We start from the raw sequence: 17,218 nt of genomic DNA on the forward strand, positions 1-17,218 counted from the left end.
GGCACGTCGTGACGGGTGCTGCCGGCGCGAGCCGTTCCTCCCGGCCTGCGGAGCACACACCGGACGCGCGCCGGTCCGTGGGCGGCGCCGCGGCCGTCGTCGTCGCCGCTGCGGTGTGGGGGACCACCGGGACGGCGACGCACTTCGCGCCAGGGGTGCCGGCGTTCGTCTTCGGCGCGGTGACGTTCGGCCTCGGCGGCCTCGTGCTCGCCATCGGCGCCGGTCGCGGGACGGTGCGGGCCATCGTCCGGCCCGAGACACGTGGGTGGGCACTGCTCGGAGCGGTCTCCCTGGTCGTCTACGCGGTCGCGTTCTACGCCGCGCTCGCCGACGCGGGCGTCGCGCTCGGCACCACCGTCGCGATCGGGTCGTCTCCCGTGTTCGCCGGCCTGGTCGAGTGGGTGACCGACAGGAGGCGCGTCACACCCAGGTGGGTCACCGCCACCCTGGTGAGCGTGGCCGGCATGGTCGTCGTGACGCTCGCGCGCGCGGAGGGCTCGGCCGGAGACGGCTCCCTGGCGCTGGGTCTCGGCAGCGCGCTCCTCGCGGGGCTCACCTACGCGCTGTACTCGTGGGCGGTGTCGCGGGGCATGCAGGCGGTGTCCGGGCTCGTCACGTTCCCCGGCGGGCCGGGGCCGGCGGCGGCGTCGGCGGCGGCGTCGGCGTCGGCCTCGGCGTCCGCGTCGGCCGCGACGTCCGCGTCGGCGTCGGCGCAGCCGAACGGGCGGGGACTCGTCGGCGCGGTGTTCGGCATCGCGGCGGTCCCGCTCGTCGTCCTCGCCGTCGTGGGCGGACACGACCACCTCGGCGTGCCGGCCCACTGGCCGGTCTTCCTCTACCTCGCGCTCGTGCCGACGGTGCTCGGGCACTCGCTCTACGCCGTCGGGCTCCGGAGCGTGAGCGCCTCGGTCGCGACGCTGCTGTCGCTGCTCGAGCCCGTCGTGGCCGCGGTCCTCGCCGTCCTCGTCGTGGGGGAGCACCTCGGCCTGGTCGGCGGGACCGGCATCGCGCTGGTGGTCGCCGGGCTGGCGCTGCTGGCGCTGCCCGGTCGCGCGCGGCGACGCTAGCTGCGCTGCTGCGCTGCTGCGCTGCTGCGCTGCTGCGCTGCGCGCTGCCGCCGCTACTCGCCGAGGATCTGGTCGCGCACCTTCCGGCGCAGCACCTTGCCGATCATCGAGCGGGGCAGGTCCTCCACCACGACGATCCGCCGCGGGACCTTGTACGCCGCGAGGTGCTCGCGCGACCAGGTCCGCAGCGCCTCGGCGTCGAAGGTCGCCGGGTCCTTCGGCACCACCGCGGCCACCACCTGCTCGTTGCCGGCCTGGGTGATCCCGACGACGGCGACCTCGCGCACGCTGGGGTGCTTGAGGAGAGCGTCCTCGACCTCGGACGGCGACACGTTGAAGCCGCCGGTGATGATGAGCTCCTTGAGCCGGTCGACGATCTTCACGTAGCCGTCGGCGTCGATGGACACGACGTCGCCGGTGCGGAACCAGCCGTCGGGCGTGAAGACCTCGTCGGTCGCCTCGGCCTTGCCCCAGTAGCCGCGGAACACCTGGGGACCGCGCACCTGCAGCTCGCCGGCTTCGTCCGTGCCGAGCACCTTCGTCGAGTCGTCCGGATCGACGACCCGCGCCTCGGTGGAGGACAGCGGCAGGCCGATCGCACCGAGACGGCGGGCCGGGGACACCGGGTTCGCGATGAGCACGGGGGAGCACTCGGACAGGCCGTAGCCCTCGACGAGGTAGCCGCCGGTGCGGGCCTCCCACGGTTCGACGACGTCCTGCGAGAGGGGCATCGCGCCGGAGATGCCGATCTCGATCCCCTCGAGGGAGACCTTCGCCGAGTCCGCGGCGTGCTGCAGCCGCGTGTAGATCGGCGGCACGGCGGGCAGGAACGTCGGCGGGTGCTTCTTCATCGCCTTGAGGACGAGCGCCGGGTCGAACGCCGGGAACAGCACCAGCCGCGAGGCCATGCTCATCGCGAAGGTCAGGCACAGCGTCAGGCCGTACGCGTGGAACATGGGCAGGACCGCGTACACGACGTTGTCGCCGCGACGGATCTGCGGCACCCAGAGTCGGGCCTGCGTGGCGTTCGCCAGCAGGTTGCGGTGGCTCAGCACGGCCCCCTTCGGCACCCCGGTCGTGCCGGACGTGTACTGGATGAGGGCGATGTCCTCGGTGGCGGGACGCGGGTGCCGCTTCGACAGCTTCCGGCTCGACGCCAGGTCGTCCCACTTCGTCGTGCCGCGGACCTTCGTCGTCAGCTTCGCGCGGGACTCCCGGGCCTTCGTGATGGGCAGGGCGAGGGCGACACGGGTGGCACGGGGCATCGCCCGCGTCAGGTCGACGGAGACGATGGCGTCGAGCCGCACGTCCGCGGGGAAGTCCTGGAGCGTCGCGACGGACTTGTCCCACACGATGGCGACCGTGGCGCCGTGGTCCTCGAACTGGTGGCGGAGCTCCCGCGGCGTGTACAGCGGGTTGTGCTCGACGACGATCGCCCCGAGCCGGAGCACCGCGTAGAACGCCACGATGTGCTGGGGGCAGTTCGGCAGGACGATCGCCACGCGGTCCCCGGCGGAGACACCGAGCTTCCGGAGGCCGTTCGCCGCGCGGAGGATCTGCTCCTCGAGCTCGGCGTACGTCGTCGTCCGGCCGAAGAACTCGAGGGCGACGTGCTTCGGGAAGCGCCGTGCCGACTCCTCCACGATGTCGGAGAGGGACCCGGTGGGCTCCTCGATGTCGTGTGGGACCCCCGGTGCGTACGAGGCAAGCCAGGGACGAGGCGTGTCGATGCTCACGCGCACCAACCTAGCGGGCCACCCGGGCACGGGCTGGGAGGCACCGCGCACCGTGCTGCTCCGCCGGACGCCGAGCGAGTTGTCAGCGGCGGGACGGACGATGGCGACATGCCCTCCGTCGCCGACGCCTTCCGCTCCCGTCTCAACGACACGTTCACGGGCGGTGCCACGGAACGCCCGGCCTGGATCGACGAGCTCGAACAGGGCACCGACGCCGGGTTCTTCGGCCCCGGATCCGCCACCTGGTCCGTGCACGGCGGCAGGCAGACGATCCTCGCCGGGGTCCGCGCACTGCTCGTCCAGGCGCTGCACCCCGGAGCGCTCGCGGGTGTCGCCGACCACTCGCGCTACCGCGAGGACCCCTTCGGACGTCTCGCCGGCACGATCCGCTGGATCTACACGGTGTCCCACGGCGACACCGCCGCGGCCACGAGCGCCAGCCAGTGGGTGCGGCGGCTGCACGAGCGGGTCCGCGGCGAGTACGTCGACGGGCACGGCGTCACCCGGCCGTACGCGGCGAACGACCCCGACCTGGCGCGGTGGGTGCACCTCGCCTTCACCGACGCGTTCCTCCGGAGCGCGCAGCTCTGGGGCGAGCCGATCCCCGGCGGCCCCGACGCGTACGTCCGCGAGTGGGCGATCGCCGGCCGGCTGATGGGCGTCGAGGACGCGCCCGAGTCGGACGCCGACCTCCGCGCACAGATGAACGGCTACCTCGACCGCGGCGAACTCGCCGTCACCGCCCGGACGAAGGACGTCGTCCGCTTCATCAAGGACCCGCCCGTGGCCCGGCTGCTGCGACCCGGCTACCGCGCGCTGTTCGGCGGCGCGGTCGCCTCGCTGGACCCCGCGCACCGCTCGATGCTCGGGCTGCGGACGCCCGCCGTCGGACCGATCGAGTTCCCGGTGCGACAGACCGCGGGACTCGTGCTCGACGGCATCGGCGCGGTGCTCGGGCACCAGCCGGGGACGGAGCGCGCAGCGCTCACGCGCATCGCGCGGCTCCGACGTGAGGACGACGAGCGACGCGCGTCCGGCGACGTGGACGCAACGGTCTGAGGGCCTGGAGGCGCGGTGCCAGCTGGCACCGCGCCTCCAGGCCGTCGACCGGTCTCGTCAGAAACCGGACGGCACCCGGGGCGTGTACGCGGACTCGAGCCGCGTCACCTCGTCCTCGGTGAGCGTGATCGACGTCGCGGACACCGCGTCGTCGATGTGGTGCTCCTTCGTCGCCCCCACGATCGGCGCGGACACCGCGGCCTTGCCGGCCGCCCAGGCCAGCGCGATCTGCGCCATCGGGACCCCGCGCTCGTCCGCCACGGACTGCACGGCGTCGACGATCGCTCGGTTGGCGTCCTCGTCCTGGCGGTAGAGGGTCTTGCCGAACTCGTCGGTGTCCGCGCGCGAGCCGGACCCGCTCGCGTCCCACGGTCGCGTCAGCTTGCCGCGGGCGAGGGGGCTCCACGGGATCACGCCGACGCCGGTGTGGGCGCAGAACGGGTGCATCTCGCGCTCCTCCTCGCGTTCGAGGAGGTTGTACTGGTCCTGCATCGCGACGAACTTCGTCCAGCCGTGCCGCTCGGCGACGTGCTGCATCTCGGCGAACTGCCACGCCCACATGCTCGAGGCGCCGATGTAGCGGGCCTTGCCCGACTTCACGACGTCGTGCAGCGCCTCCATCGTCTCCTCGACGGGGGTCTGCGGGTCGAAGCGGTGGATCTGGTACAGGTCGACGTAGTCCGTGCCGAGGCGGGTCAGCGACGCGTCGATCTCGTGCATGATCGCCGCGCGCGACAGGCCCGCGCCGTTCCGGCCCGGACGCATCCGGTTGAAGACCTTCGTGAAGACCTGGACCTCCTCGCGCGGGGCGAGCTCCTTGAGGAGTGCGCCCGTGATCTCCTCGCTGCTGCCCGCGGAGTACACGTTCGCCGTGTCGAAGGTGGTGATGCCCTGCTCGAACGCCCGGCGGACGAAGGGGCGGGCCTCGTCGATGCCGACGCTCCACGCGTGGGCGCCGCTGTCGGGGTCGCCGTAGGACATCATCCCGAGGATGACGCTGCTGATCTCGAGGCCGGTGGCGCCGAGGCGGGTGGTGGAGGCCGTTGCTGTTGCTGCGTCTGCGGGGCTCATGCCTTCACCCTGGCATCGCGGCCTGTGACGGCGAGCAGGCGGACCTGCAGCGGGGCGTCCTCGTCGACCTCGACCGGTGCGGCGTACAAGCCGGTCGAGGCGAGGCCCTCGATCTGCGGCACGAAGTACTCCCACACCGCCTGCACGAGCTCGTCCGGCAGGGACTCGTCGCTGCCGGTGGCGCGGGCGAGGTCCCACGTGTGGATCGTGATGTCGCTGGTCTGCTCGGTGAGGTACTCGGCAGCGGGGACCACGTCGGTCGCGAGGTGCACGGGCGTGTCCTCGGGGGCGTTCCGCCAGGCCTCGGTCGCGGCGGTGGCGAAGCGGTGCCACTCGGACGGGAGGTCGTCGCCGATGTCCTCGAGGTCCGCCTCGGCCTGGGCGTAGTCGCAGCCCGTGAGGAGCTTCGGGATCCAGCGCTGCTCGTCCACGACGTGACGGACGAGGTCGCGGGTCGTCCACTCGGAGTCGGGGGTCGAGGCGTCCCAGTCCGTCACGGCGGCGACGCGGCGGCCGAACTCGGCTGCCGCGAGGGCCTGCAGCGCGATCCAGTCGGTGGCCATGGTGGTGCTCCTGTTCGTCGTGGTGCTCGGGTGCGTGCTCGTGGTGCGTGGTGCGTGGTGCGCGTGCTCGTGTTGCTCGTGCTCGTGGTGCTTGGTGCGCGGCTCGTCGTGTGGCGCGTGCTGCTCGTGCTCGCCTGCAACCGGCGCTGCCGTTCCCGGATTCCCGCGGCGCCGCCGAGCGGGCCGCGCCCTGCAACGTTACGCCCGTGCCGCCCCCGCGAGCGGGCGAAATACCCGCGTGCATCCCGGCGTGACGCGGGTGTTTCGCCCGTTCGAGCTGGGCGGGTACCGGACGCTCACGTGTGGGCGCCGCCCGGGAGTTGAGCGGGCGAAATACCGCTGGTGCCCTTGGGGCGGACGCGGGTATTTCGCCCGTTCGAGCTGCGCGTGCGCGGGCGAATGCCGTGCACGGGGACGGGGACGGCGGCGGGCCACGGGTACGACGAACGCCCCGGCTCCGTGGGGGAGGAGCCGGGGCGTTCGTCTCGGGTTCGGGTAGTGCTGTTCGGTGCCCTCAGCAGGGCGACGAATCCGTGGGGACTCAGGCCGCCTGGAGGACGAACTGGACGTCGAGGTTGATCGTGACGTCGTTGCCGAGGGTGAAGCCACCGGCCTCGAGTGCCGCGTTCCAGTTCACGCCGAACTCAGTGCGGTCGATCTTCGTCGTCGCCTCGGCGCCGAACTTGACCTGGCCGTAGCCGTCGGTCGTGAAGCCGCCGAGCTCGGCCTTGAGGACGACCGGCTTCGTGACGCCACGGAGGGTCAGGTCACCCGCGATGTGCAGGTTGTCGCCCTTGGCCTCGATGCCAGTCGAACGGAAGGTGAGCTGCGGGTGCTCCTCGGTGAGGAAGAAGTCGCTCGTCTTGAGGTGCTGGTCGCGCTGCTCCTGGCCGGTGTTGATCGACGCGACGTCGATGTTGGCCTCGATGGTCGACTCGAGCGGGTTCTCGGCGGTGACGACGGTGGCGTCGAAGCTCTCGAACTTGCCCTTGACCTTGCTGATGGCGAGGTGGCGAACCGAGAACGTGACCTCGGAGTGGGTCGGGTCGATCTTCCAGGTGCCGGTCTTGTAGCCGGGAACGGTTGCGGCGGTGAGCGTCATGATGTCCTTCTTCCGAACGAGAGTCTGTGTGCGACGCGGACGAACCGGAGCCCCGATCCATGCGCCCGCATCGAAGTTGATGCTACGCCAGTGTGCACCCTTTTGGTTGAAGCGTCAACCATTGTTCACTGAAGTGTCGCAAAGCGCGTGTCGTGCGAGCCGCGGAGCCCGGTGTCCACCAGGCGTCGAACCCGCCAGACGAAGCGTTCGAGGCCAGGGCCGATGTCGTCCGCCGTGGCGCGGACGAGCCACCAGTCGACGTCCTTGAGGTGCTCGCCGCGGGTGAGGTCCTTCTTGAAGGCGGCTGGGTCGGTTCGGTGCAGGTCGCTCTCGTACTCGATCGCCACGCGCGCCTCGGGGTAGGCGAGGTCCACGCAGGCGATCCACCGCCCGTCGACGACGACGTCGTGGTTCAGTGCCGGCTCGGGCAGCCCACGGCGAACGAGTGCCAAGCGCGTCCTGGTCTCACCCGGGGAGCGGGAGCCTCCGCGGATCTCCTCGAGGGCGAGACGGAGCTTCACGATGCCGCGGATGCGTCGACGGCGACGGACGGCCGCCATCAGCTCGTCGAGCGTGACCCATCCGAGCGTGCCGACCAGGGCGTCCCCCGCGACGATGAGCTCGTCCAGCGTCAGCATCGTCCCGAGCGAGACGAACGTGTCGGCTGGGTCGCTGATGGGCACGCCGCGGGTCATCGTCATCCGCACCGTGCCGTACTTCGCTCGGTGTCCGATCGCGCCACGGACCCGGAGCGCCTGGTCAGCGCCGATCGTGGTGACGTGGAGCCGCGGATCGCGCTCGACCCGCCGAGGGAGTGGCACGCCGAGGATCGCCGCGGCCGTGACGTGACTGAACACCTGGTCGTGACGCAGGCGGGGAGCGAGTGCGCGTGCCCGTTCATCGACGGTCTGCGGCGTTGCGGCGGAACGGATCCCGTGGAACGGCCGAACGAGGTCTCGCGCGTCGAGCCGCCCGCGGGACACTCCACGGTGCAGGGCATCTCGCACCCGGAACGAGGCGTCCCGGAGGACCAACGGGAGTCGGCGTCTGGCGGTCATCTCCACATCGTCGGGCCGGGCCGGATTTCGTGGGGTGAGTCGCGCCTCCAGTGTGGATGGACGCGGTCGTGACGTGTCTGTGGAGGAGTCGCCGCGACCCGAGCGGGCGAAATGCCAGGGTGATTCGCCTCGATGAGCCGGGTATTTCGCCCGCTCGCGGTGTGGGGTGGCGGGCGAGCGGGCGAGCGGGCGAGCGTGCGGAGAGCGCGTGGTCCGTGAGCGGAGCCGCACGGCGGTCGAGGCGAGCGGGCGAAATGCCAGGGTGAGCGACGTGCGGACCCGGGTATTTCGCCCGCTCGCGTACTGCGGCCGGGCCCGCTCGCGTACTGCGGCCGGACCCGCTCGCGTACTGCGGCCGGACCCGCTCGCGCACTGCGGCCGGACCCGCTCGCGTGCCGCGGCCGGGCTGGGGCCGCCCGGCCAACCCACGCGGCCCCCGAACCGCACCACCTCACGCATCCCCACACCCCTCCCCGCGCCGACCCGCCCCGGCTGTACACAGGTACTCGCACGGCCCCTCACGGCGAGCGGAAGCCCGATAACGTCAGCACCATGGAATTCAGGTACCTGGGCAACTCCGGACTCAAGATCTCCGAGATCACCTACGGCAACTGGCTGACGCACGGCTCGCAGGTCGAGAACGACGTCGCCACCCAGTGCGTTCGGGCAGCGCTCGACGCCGGCATCACCACGTTCGACACGGCGGACACGTACGCCAACACGGCGGCCGAGAAGGTCCTCGGCGAGGCGCTCAAGGGGGAGCGACGCGCCGGCCTCGAGGTCTTCACGAAGGTCTACTGGCCGACCGGCCCCAAGCAGCACAACGACGTCGGCCTCTCCCGCAAGCACATCATGGAGTCGATCAACGGCTCGCTGGAGCGCCTCCAGACCGACTACGTCGACCTCTACCAGGCGCACCGCTACGACCACGAGACCCCGCTCGAGGAGACCATGCAGGCCTTCGCCGACGTGGTCCGGCAGGGCAAGGCGCTCTACATCGGCGTCAGCGAGTGGAACGCCGAGCAGATCCGTGCGGGCGCCGCGCTCGCGAAGGAGCTCGGCTTCCAGCTCATCTCGAACCAGCCGCAGTACTCGATGCTGTGGCGCGTCATCGAGGGCGAGGTCGTCCCCGCCTCGAAGCAGCTCGGCCTGTCCCAGATCGTCTGGTCGCCCATCGCGCAGGGCGTGCTGACCGGCAAGTACAAGCCGGGCCAGCCGCTGCCCGAGGGCTCCCGCGCCACGGACGAGAAGGGCGGCGCGGACATGATCAAGCGGTTCATGCGCGACGAGGTCCTCGAGGCCGTCCAGCGCCTGCAGCCCGTCGCCGACCAGGCCGGCCTCACGCTCGCGCAGCTCGCGATCGCGTGGACGCTCCAGAACGAGAACGTCGCGAGTGCGATCGTCGGCGCGTCCCGTCCGCAGCAGGTCACCGACAACGTGAAGGCCGCGGGCGTGAAGCTCGACGCCGACGCCCTGAAGGCGATCGACGAGGCGCTCGGTGACATCCCGGAGCGCGACGCGTCGAAGAACGTCAGCCCGGCGCAGCGTCCCGCCTGAGACGCGACCACCCTCTGACTGGAGGCGCGGTGCCAGCTGGCACCGCGCCTCCCGTCCGTCACGGGGTCGGCTGGGGCACACCGGTGTCCGCCGGCGCACACCGGGGGCCCAGCCCACTCCGTGCGCAGGCTGATCGACTTCGCAGAGCTCTCCTCGGAGCAGCGCAGCTGCTGCCCGATATCGTCGACGGGACGCGCAAGGAGCACCATGAGCACGACCCTGGTCATCATCCCGACCTACGACGAGGCGGAGAACATCCGTCCCATCGTCGAGCGCACGCTCGCCGCCACCGACGACACCGTGCACGTGCTCGTCGTCGACGACGGCTCCCCGGACGGCACCGGCGACATCGCCGACGCGATCGCCCGTCAGACAGACCGGGTCCAGGTCATGCACCGCACCGTGAAGGACGGCCTCGGCGGTGCGTACCTCGCCGGGTTCGCCTGGGGGCTCGAGCACGGCTACGACAAGCTCGTCGAGATGGACGCGGACGGCTCGCACCACCCCGAGTACCTGCCGTGGATGCTCGAGCTCGCGGACACGAACGACCTCGTCCTCGGCTCCCGCTGGATCAGCGGCGGCAACGTCGAGAACTGGCCCTGGTACCGCGAGGTGCTCTCCCGCGGCGGGAACCTCTACACGCGTCTCGCGCTCGGCATCGCCGTGCGCGACGCCACCGGCGGCTTCCGGGTCTTCACCTCGCGCGCGTTCGAGCGGATCGACCTTGCCGGCGTCGCGTCAAAGGGGTACTGCTTCCAGGTGGACCTGTGCTGGCGTGCCCTCGAGGCGGGCCTCCGCGTCGTCGAGACCCCGATCACCTTCACCGAACGCGAGTTCGGTGTCTCGAAGATGAGCGGGAACATCGTCCGTGAGAGCCTGACCCTCGTCACGAAGTGGGGCATCGACCGGCGGCTGCGCGAGGCGCGCTCGCTGGTGAAGGACCACCGTCGCCTGCCGTCGGTGCGGGCGAACGCGCACGCCGTCGGCGACCACGTCTGACGTCCGCATCGTCTGTCGGCGGCCACGTCTGACGGCCGCATCGTCTGGCGGCGACCACGTCTGACGGCGACAGGTCCCCGCGGTATTCCACGAGGACCTGTCTCTGTCGCTGTCGCGCGGTCCGATCCGGACCGTGGCCTACCGCAGTACGACCACCCCGCGGCCACGGAAGCGGACGCAGTCCGTCGCGACGTCGGCCTCGCCGAAGCGGTAGAGCTCCTCGCCGGTCGCACCCGGCACCGGGATCTCCGCCGCGTCGTCGAGGAAGTTCACCACGACGTGCACCGGTGTGACATCCGGGCCGAGCAGGCCGCGCGTGAGCACGAGCCAGCGACGGTCCTCGCTGAAGCGGACGGCGTTCGCCTCGTAGCGCGGGTCGACGAAGGCCTGGTCCGTCCGGCGGAGCGCGACGAGCACACGGTATGCCCGGAGGATCGCGGCGCCCCGTTCGGAGTCGACGTCGGCCCAGTCGAGCTTCGAGTTCGTGAACGTCGACGGGTCCTGCGGGTCCGGCACGGTGGACTCGTCCCAGCCGTGCTCGGCGAACTCCGCGATGCGTCCCTCGGCCGTCGCCTTGCCGAGTTCGGGCTCCGGGTGCGAGGTGAAGAACTGCCACGGTGTGGTCGCGGCGAACTCCTCGCCCATGAAGAGCATCGGCGTGAACGGTCCGAGCAGCGTCAGCGCCGCGGCGATCACGAGCCCCTCGTCGGTCAGGGTCGCCGCGAGCCGGTCGCCCGCCGCACGGTTGCCGATCTGGTCGTGGTTCTGGTTCGCCACCACCAGCGCCGTCGCCGGCGAGGTGCCGCGGTCGATCGGCCGGCCGTGCCGCTTCCGCCGGAACGACGACCACGTGCCGTCGTGGAAGAAGCCGCGCTCGAGGACCTTCGCGAGCGCCGACAGCGGGGCGAAGTCGGCGTAGTAGCCGTTCGTCTCACCGGTGAGTGCGACGTGCACCGCGTGGTGGAAGTCGTCGGACCACTGGCCGGCCAGCCCGTACCCGGCGGACTCCTGCGGGCGGAACATGATCGGGTCGTTGAGGTCCGACTCCGCGATGAGCGACAGCGGACGCCCGACGAACGCCGAGAACGCATCGGTCTCGGATGCCATCGCCTGCAGCACGTGCGGCCGGGTGGTGTCCCGGATCGCGTGCACCGCATCGAGCCGGAGCCCGTCGACGTGGTGGTCGCGGAACCACATCCGCACGTTGTCGAGCACGTAGCGCCGGACCTCGGGGTGCTCGACGTTGACGGAGTCGCCCCACGTGTTGCCGAGTCCCTGCAGCAGGTACGGGCCGTACAGCGGCAGGTAGTTGCCGCTCGGGCCGAGGTGGTTGTAGACGACGTCCTGGATGACGCCGAGCCCGAGCGCGTGCGCCCGGTCGACGAACCGGTCGTAGGCGTCCGGCCCACCGTAGGGCGCGTGCACGGCGAACCAGCCGACACCGTCGTAGCCCCAGTTCCACTCGCCGTTCACCGCGTTGACGGGGAGCAGCTCGACGAACTCCACGCCGAGCTCGACGAGGTGGTCGAGCTTCTCGGCGGCGGCGTCGAGCGTGCCCTCGGGCGTGTAGGTGCCGATGTGCATCTCGTAGATGACACCGCCGCGTGCGGGGCGGCCGGTCCAGGCGTCGTCGGTCCAGGAGAACCGCGAGGGGTCGACGACCTCGGACGGGCCGTGCACCCCCTCCGGCTGGAACCGGCTGCGGGGGTCGGGCCGGACGGCGTCGTCGTCGCCGATCCGGAACCCGTAGCGGGCGCCGACGTGCGGCAGGACCGCGTTGGTCGTCCACCAGTCGTCGTCGCCGCGGGTCAGCGGGTACTCGGTGCCGTCGACGACCAGGCGCACCCGCTCGGGAGCGGGGGCCCAGACGCCGTAGCGGTCGGGAACGGTCATGCGTGCCCCTCCAGGATGTCGATCTCGGCTTGCGTCTCGGATTCGTCGGTTGCGCCGGCGCCGGTCGCCTCGGTCCCGTGGTCCGTCGCCTCGACGACGTGCGCCGGGACGAGCAGCGCCACCGGGAAGTCGGCGAGCACCTCGGACAACGCGATGCCCCGGGACGCGGGGAAGCGCCGACCGGTCAGCAGGTCGACCCGGTCGAGCGGCACCGGGTGCACCAGGGTGTCGCCCCATCCGCCGACGCGCCGCAGCCCGATCGGCAGACGCGTCGCGACGGTGACCGCGCCACCGCGGTCGAACGCGAGCACGTGGTCGGCGGCGCTGCCCGTCGACTCGAGCGCGAGGTAGCGCGTGAAGAGCTCCGGGTGGTCGCGGCGGACCCGCAGTGCCCGGCTGGTGACGAGGAGCTTCGCGGCGGCGTCGAGGCCGACGGACGGCAACTGCTCCGGACCGTCGTCGTCGGGGCCGTCGAGCTCGGCGAGGACGTGCCGGCGCTCGGTGTAGTCCACCGGTCGGCGGTTGTCGGGGTCGACGAGGGAGCGGTCCCAGAACTCGGTGCCCTGGTAGACATCGGGAACACCCGGCGCGGTGAGCTGCACGAGCTTCTGCGCGAGACCGTTCGACCACCCGGCGGCGTCGATCCGCTCGTCGAGTGCGTCGAGCACCGCGACCACGGCGGGGTCGTCGAACGCGGCGTCCACGATCGCGTGCATGCGGCGCTCGAAGTCCTCGTCCGGCTCCGTCCACGTGGTGCTGTCGCCCGCTTCGCGCGAGGCCTTCTCGGCGTACGCGTGCAGCCGTTCACGGCTGGCCGGACGCGCGCCGACGATGGCCTGCCAGAGGAGGTCCGCGAACACGCGGTCCTGCAGCGGGACGAGGGACTGCAGCCGTTCGAGGGCCGACGTCCACTCGTGGCCGATCTCGGCGAGGACGGCGATGCGGGCGCGGGTGTCCTCGCTGCGCTTCGTGTCGTGCGTCGTCAGGGTCGTCATGGTGTGCGGCCAGCTGCCGACGCGGTCGCGCTGCGCCTGGTGGAAGTCGGACACCGACACCGAGAACACGCTGGGGTCACCGCCGACCTCGCTGAGGCTGGTGAGTCGGGAGGTCCGGTAGAACGCCGTGTCCTCCACACCCTTCGCCATCACCATGCCGCTGGTCTGCTGGAGCCGCACGGCCGCGGCGTTCGCCGGGTCGACCAGTGCCGGCGCGATCCGGTCGATCACGTCGTCGAGGTCTGGGCGGGCCTCGGCGGCGCGCTCGAGCGCGTCGATGAGGTGGTGCGCCCCCTCGGGCAGGTACGTCCGGTACACGTCGAAGGACGCGACGACCTCGGCCACCGCGTCGACGACCCGCTCGTGCGGCAGGTCGCCGGCGACGGGTCGCAGCAGCCGGGCGAGGCGCTCGACCTCGCTGCCGAGGATGCCGTCCGCGATGCCGCGACGGGTGTCGTGGGTGAGCTGCTGCCAGTCGGCTGGTTCGGCTCCCGAGGCCGCCGTGAGGGTCCGTTCGCCGGCGGGGTCGACGAACACCCGGTCGAACACGCCGAGGGCGTCGTACCCGGTCGTGCCGTCCACCGGCCAGCTCGACGGCAGCGCTTCGCCCGGCTCGAGGATCTTCTCGACGAGGGTGTACGCGCCGCCGGTCAGCCCGGCGAGGTCCTGCAGGTACCCTGCCGGGTCGTACAGACCGTCCGGGTGGTCGATGCGGAGACCGTCGACCAGTCCGTCGCGGAACCAGGAGCCGATCGTCGCGTGGGACGCGGCGAAGACCTCGGGTTCCTCGACCCGGATCGCCGCGAGCGTGTTCACCGCGAAGAACCGGCGGTAGTTCAGCTCGTGGTCGGCGCGCTTCCAGTGCACGAACTCGTAGTGCTGCCGGGCGTGCACTGCCTCGACCGTGTCGCCGTCCTGCACGGTTCCGGGCGCGGTCGGGTAGGCGGTGTCACCGAGGTACAGCCGGCCGTCCCGCAGCTCGACCGCGTCGAGCAGCCGGTCGTCGAGCACCGGCACACGGAGCTTGCCGTCGCCCGCTTGCCAGTCGACGTCGAACGCCCACGCGACGGGGGAGCCCTGCCCGAGTTCGAGCAGGGACCACCACCACGGGTTCGCCGCCGGGGTGGCCACGCCGACGTGGTTCGGCACCACGTCGACGAGGACCCCGAGACCGACGTCGTGCGCGGCCTCGGCGAGGGCACGGAGCGCGTCGTCGCCGCCGCGCTCCGTGTCGACGTGGGTGTGGTCGACGACGTCGTAGCCGTGCTGCGACCCCGGCTCGGCCTGCAGCACCGGCGACAGGTAGAGCCAGTCCGCGCCGAGGTCACGCACGTAGTCGACGACGTCCTGCGCGGCCGCCAGGTCGAAGTCGGGCGTGACCTGCAGCCGGTAGGTGCTGGTGGGGACTCGACGCGTGGTCACTGCTGACCGCCCGTGGTGCCGGACGGAGCCGCCGACCCCGCCGGGTTGGCCGGGGTGACCGCGTTCTGCGGGGCGGGCGTGATCGGTTCGGTGAACTCGACCTCGACCGGGGTCACCGTGACCTCGTGGTCCGGCTCGGCGCGGAGGACGATCATCGACCGAGCCGGGACGTCGAGCGGCGTACCGGCCTCGAGGACCTCGTCACGGGCACCCGGCTCGGCGGTGTCGATCCGGACGGTCCACCCCGGCGAGTACTCCTCCGGCGGCAACGTGAACGTCACGGTGTCGTCGTGGGCGTTGAAGTACGTGATGAAGCCGACGTCGGTCACGCGCTCACCACGGGAGTCGCGCCCGCGGATGCCGTTGCCGTTGAGGTACATGCCGACGCTCTTGCCGAAGCCGGAGTCCCAGTCCTCGGGCTCCATCGCGTCGCCGGCCGGGGTGAGCCACACCACGTCGGGCAGCGGTTCGTCCTGGCCGCGGCGGACCGGACGCCCGTTGAAGTACCGGGTGCGACGGAAGGTCGGGTGGTCGTGCCGGAGCTTGACGACGTCGGCCGTGAACTGGATGAGCTCGTCGTCCGCGGAGTCCCAGTCGATCCAGCTGAGCTCGGAGTCCTGCGCGTAGACGTTGTTGTTGCCGGACTGCGACCGGCCGAGTTCGTCGCCGTGCGCGATCATCGGCACACCCTGGCTGAGGAGCAGGGTCGCGAGGAAGTTCCGGCGACGCTGGAGCCGCAGCGCGTTCACGGCCTCGTCGTCGGTCGGTCCCTCGGCCCCGGAGTTCCACGACCGGTTGTGGCTCTCGCCGTCGTTGTTGTCCTCACCGTTGGCGTCGTTGTGCTTCTCGTTGTAGGCGACGAGGTCGTACAGCGTGAAGCCGTCGTGCGCGGTGATGAAGTTGATGCTGGCCTTGGGGGTGCGGCCGTCGTGCTCGTACAGGTCGGCCGAGCCCGAGATCCGGGAGGCGAACTCGCCGAGCGTCGAGGGCTCGCCCCGCCAGAAGTCGCGGACGGTGTCGCGGTACTTGCCGTTCCACTCCGACCACTGCGGGGGGAAGTTGCCGACCTGGTAGCCACCGGGGCCGACGTCCCACGGCTCGGCGATGAGCTTCACCTGGGACACGATCGGGTCCTGCTGCACGAGCTCGAAGAACGCCGACAGCCGGTCGACCTCGTAGAACTCGCGGGCGAGCGCTGCGGCGAGGTCGAAGCGGAAGCCGTCGACGTGCATCTCGGTCACCCAGTAGCGGAGCGAGTCCATGATGAGCTGCAGCGAGTGCGGGTGTCCGACGTTGAGCGAGTTGCCGGTGCCGGTGTAGTCCATGTAGTACCGCTGGTCGTCGTCGACGAGGCGGTAGTACGCCGCGTTGTCGATGCCGCGGAACGACAGGGTCGGGCCGAGGTGGTTGCCCTCTGCCGTGTGGTTGTAGACGACGTCGAGGACGACCTCGATGCCCGCGCGGTGGAGCTCGCGGACCATCGTCTTGAACTCCTGCACCTGCTGGCCCTGGTCGCCGGACGACGAGTAGTGCGAGTGCGGCGCGAAGAAGCCGATGGTGTTGTAGCCCCAGTAGTTCGACAGTCCCTTGTCCTGCAGGGTCGAGTCGTTCACGAACTGGTGCACCGGCATGAGCTCGAGCGTCGTCACGCCGAGGCGCTGGAGGTGCTCGATGACGGCCGGGTGCGAGACGCCGGCGTACGTGCCGCGCTGCTCGTCCGGGATGTCGGGGTGCGTCTCGGTGAGGCCCTTGACGTGCGCCTCGTAGATGACCGTCTCGCCGTAGGGAGTCCGCGGTGGGCGGTCTCCCTGCCAGTCGAAGAACGGGTTGATGACGACGCCCTTCATCATGTGCGAGGCGGAGTCCTCGTCGTTGGTCGAGTCGGGGTCGCCGAACGTGTACGAGAACAGCGACTGGTCCCAGTCGATGTCCCCGCTGGTCGCCTTGGCGTACGGGTCGAGCAGCAGCTTCGCCGGGTTCGTGCGGAGCCCCTTCGTGGGGTCGTACGGACCGTGGACGCGGAAGCCGTACTGCTGTCCGGGGCCGACGTTCGGGAGGTATGCGTGCCAGACGTACGCGTCCACCTCGAGCAGGGGGACGCAGGTCTCGTTGCCGTCGTCGTCGAAGAGACAGAGTTCGACGCGCTCGGCGACCTCGCTGAAGAGCGCGAAGTTCGTGCCGCTTCCGTCGTAGGTCGCCCCGAGCGGGTACGGGTTGCCGGGCCAGGTGTGCAAGCAGTCCTCCAGGTGTGGGTGCCGCCAAGATATCGGCGGGGGCCGTCCGCGTCCGCAGACAAGCCCCAGCCGTGGACGGTTCCCGCGCGGCGCAGCCTGTGGAGGAACCGGCGAGTAGCCTCCGGCGCATGGCCAACATCGTCACGCAGATCGCAGACAAGGTGCGCCCCGTGGGCGTGTCCACCAACTACGGGGAGCCGGTCGAGGTCGGCGACCAGACCCTCATCCCGGTGTCCCTCGCCTGGTTCGGCTTCGGAGGCGGCGGGGACGGCGACGACAACGGTGGCGGTGGCGGCGGTGCCGCCTCGATCCCGATCGGCGCGTACGTGCGCCGGCCGGGCAAGGACCTCGAGTTCGAGCCGAACCTCATCTCCTTGATGGCGGTCAGCATCCCCGTCATCTGGGTGACCGGAACCGTCCTGCGCAAGCTGGTCCGCGCGCTCAAGAAGTGACCAACTGACG

Annotated in this window: 13 protein-coding genes; 5 read left to right on the forward strand and 8 right to left on the reverse strand. The window is 71.2% G+C overall.

Annotated elements, in window-relative coordinates; all coding sequences use genetic code 11:
- The first annotated feature begins 8 nt into the window (after positions 1 to 8).
- Complete coding sequence (locus tag DEJ28_RS05130; RefSeq protein WP_111117070.1) at positions 9 to 1,067, forward strand: DMT family transporter; 1,059 nt, start codon at positions 9 to 11, stop codon at positions 1,065 to 1,067.
- 53 nt (positions 1,068 to 1,120) lie between these two features.
- Here DEJ28_RS05130 and DEJ28_RS05135 read toward each other — a convergent pair whose 3' ends face one another.
- Positions 1,121 to 2,803: a long-chain-fatty-acid--CoA ligase gene (locus DEJ28_RS05135; protein ID WP_111117069.1), complete on the reverse strand. Its 1,683-nt coding sequence runs from the start codon at positions 2,801 to 2,803 to the stop codon at positions 1,121 to 1,123.
- Between the two features lie 108 nt (positions 2,804 to 2,911).
- Between DEJ28_RS05135 and DEJ28_RS05140 the strand changes: the two genes are divergently transcribed.
- Complete coding sequence (locus tag DEJ28_RS05140; protein ID WP_111117068.1) at positions 2,912 to 3,862, forward strand: oxygenase MpaB family protein; 951 nt, start codon at positions 2,912 to 2,914, stop codon at positions 3,860 to 3,862.
- Positions 3,863 to 3,919: 57 nt separating this feature from the next.
- Here the strand turns inward: DEJ28_RS05140 and DEJ28_RS05145 are convergent, their stop codons facing one another.
- The 4 genes from DEJ28_RS05145 to DEJ28_RS05160 all read right to left on the reverse strand — a co-directional run bounded on the left by DEJ28_RS05145 (position 3,920) and on the right by DEJ28_RS05160 (position 7,656).
- Positions 3,920 to 4,933, reverse strand: coding sequence for an aldo/keto reductase (locus tag DEJ28_RS05145; protein WP_111117067.1), 1,014 nt, complete (start codon positions 4,931 to 4,933; stop codon positions 3,920 to 3,922).
- Positions 4,930 to 5,496, reverse strand: a complete 567-nt coding sequence (locus tag DEJ28_RS05150) for a TIGR03086 family metal-binding protein (protein WP_111117066.1) — start codon at positions 5,494 to 5,496, stop codon at positions 4,930 to 4,932. The genes DEJ28_RS05145 and DEJ28_RS05150 overlap by 4 nt, the downstream gene beginning before the upstream one ends.
- 541 nt (positions 5,497 to 6,037) lie before the next feature.
- A complete protein-coding gene (locus DEJ28_RS05155) occupies positions 6,038 to 6,598 on the reverse strand; it encodes a YceI family protein (RefSeq protein ID WP_111117065.1) in 561 nt (186 codons plus the stop codon).
- A gap of 125 nt (positions 6,599 to 6,723) precedes the next feature.
- Entirely contained in the window at positions 6,724 to 7,656 is a 933-nt protein-coding gene (locus DEJ28_RS05160) for a putative endonuclease domain-containing protein (RefSeq protein WP_146248917.1), read from the reverse strand.
- Between the two features lie 552 nt (positions 7,657 to 8,208).
- Here DEJ28_RS05160 and DEJ28_RS05165 point away from each other — a divergent pair.
- Both DEJ28_RS05165 and DEJ28_RS05170 read left to right on the forward strand, forming a co-directional pair.
- Entirely contained in the window at positions 8,209 to 9,213 is a 1,005-nt protein-coding gene (locus tag DEJ28_RS05165) for an aldo/keto reductase family protein (protein ID WP_111117063.1), read from the forward strand.
- A 207-nt stretch (positions 9,214 to 9,420) separates the two neighbouring features.
- Positions 9,421 to 10,212 carry a polyprenol monophosphomannose synthase gene (locus tag DEJ28_RS05170; RefSeq protein ID WP_111117062.1) on the forward strand — a complete coding sequence of 264 codons (792 nt, stop codon included), beginning with the start codon at positions 9,421 to 9,423 and terminating at the stop codon, positions 10,210 to 10,212.
- Between the two features lie 138 nt (positions 10,213 to 10,350).
- On the opposite strand, the gene treZ is transcribed toward DEJ28_RS05170, so the two are convergent.
- Genes treZ through glgX form a run of 3 tightly spaced genes read right to left on the reverse strand, consistent with a single transcriptional unit; the run spans position 10,351 to position 16,756 of the window.
- Complete coding sequence (gene treZ, locus DEJ28_RS05175; protein WP_111117061.1) at positions 10,351 to 12,105, reverse strand: malto-oligosyltrehalose trehalohydrolase; 1,755 nt, start codon at positions 12,103 to 12,105, stop codon at positions 10,351 to 10,353.
- Entirely contained in the window at positions 12,102 to 14,522 is a 2,421-nt protein-coding gene (gene treY, locus DEJ28_RS05180) for a malto-oligosyltrehalose synthase (RefSeq protein WP_111117060.1), read from the reverse strand. The genes treZ and treY overlap by 4 nt, the downstream gene beginning before the upstream one ends.
- On the reverse strand, positions 14,519 to 16,756 hold the full coding sequence (glgX, locus tag DEJ28_RS05185; protein WP_111117059.1) for a glycogen debranching protein GlgX: 2,238 nt from the start codon (positions 16,754 to 16,756) through the stop codon (positions 14,519 to 14,521). Before glgX ends, treY begins: the two co-directional genes overlap by 4 nt.
- Before the next feature lie 128 nt (positions 16,757 to 16,884).
- Here glgX and DEJ28_RS05190 point away from each other — a divergent pair, with 128 nt between their 5' ends.
- The gene (locus DEJ28_RS05190) at positions 16,885 to 17,208 is read left to right on the forward strand and encodes a hypothetical protein (RefSeq protein WP_111117058.1); all 324 of its coding nucleotides are present in this window, start codon (positions 16,885 to 16,887) and stop codon (positions 17,206 to 17,208) included.
- Positions 17,209 to 17,218: the final 10 nt, after the last annotated feature.

This window comes from Curtobacterium sp. MCPF17_002, from assembly GCF_003234115.2.
Classification (GTDB): domain Bacteria; phylum Actinomycetota; class Actinomycetes; order Actinomycetales; family Microbacteriaceae; genus Curtobacterium.

Bases quoted from the DNA above. Each gene is read 5' to 3' on its own strand.
- DEJ28_RS05140 (WP_111117068.1), top strand. From the start codon at position 2,912: ATGCCCTCCGTCGCCGACGCCTTCCGCTCCCGTCTCAACGACACGTTC.
- DEJ28_RS05145 (WP_111117067.1), bottom strand. From the start codon at position 4,933: ATGAGCCCCGCAGACGCAGCAACAGCAACGGCCTCCACCACCCGCCTC.
- DEJ28_RS05150 (WP_111117066.1), bottom strand. From the start codon at position 5,496: ATGGCCACCGACTGGATCGCGCTGCAGGCCCTCGCGGCAGCCGAGTTC.
- DEJ28_RS05155 (WP_111117065.1), bottom strand. From the start codon at position 6,598: ATGACGCTCACCGCCGCAACCGTTCCCGGCTACAAGACCGGCACCTGG.
- DEJ28_RS05160 (WP_146248917.1), bottom strand. From the start codon at position 7,656: ATGACCGCCAGACGCCGACTCCCGTTGGTCCTCCGGGACGCCTCGTTC.
- DEJ28_RS05165 (WP_111117063.1), top strand. From the start codon at position 8,209: ATGGAATTCAGGTACCTGGGCAACTCCGGACTCAAGATCTCCGAGATC.
- DEJ28_RS05170 (WP_111117062.1), top strand. From the start codon at position 9,421: ATGAGCACGACCCTGGTCATCATCCCGACCTACGACGAGGCGGAGAAC.
- treZ (WP_111117061.1), bottom strand. From the start codon at position 12,105: ATGACCGTTCCCGACCGCTACGGCGTCTGGGCCCCCGCTCCCGAGCGG.
- DEJ28_RS05190 (WP_111117058.1), top strand. From the start codon at position 16,885: ATGGCCAACATCGTCACGCAGATCGCAGACAAGGTGCGCCCCGTGGGC.